This window comes from Paraburkholderia sp. SIMBA_030 (genome assembly GCF_046535245.1).
Taxonomy (GTDB): domain Bacteria; phylum Pseudomonadota; class Gammaproteobacteria; order Burkholderiales; family Burkholderiaceae; genus Paraburkholderia.
Genome location: NZ_JAWRXB010001779.1, coordinates 1 through 231 on the forward strand (window position 1 = coordinate 1; position 231 = coordinate 231).

Below are 231 nucleotides of genomic sequence, written 5' to 3' on the forward strand. Positions count from 1 at the left end.
CTGCCGCAGATCCAGGGCGAAATCGGCGCGACCGGCACCGAGGGCACGTGGATCTCGACCGGCTACCTGATGTCGGAAATCGTGATGATCCCGCTCGCCGCGTGGCTCACGCGCGTGTTCGGGCTGCGCAACTTCCTGCTGACGAATGCCGCGCTGTTCATCGCGTTCTAGATGATGTGCGGCTGGTTGAATTCACTCACGATGATGATCGACGGGCGCCTCGGCCAGGGC

1 pseudogene is annotated in these 231 nt (G+C 63.6%); it reads left to right on the plus strand.

What is annotated here, in order from left to right:
* Nucleotides 1-231 (plus strand): annotated as a pseudogene (locus tag SB772_RS46105) (EmrB/QacA family drug resistance transporter); the annotation flags it as partial.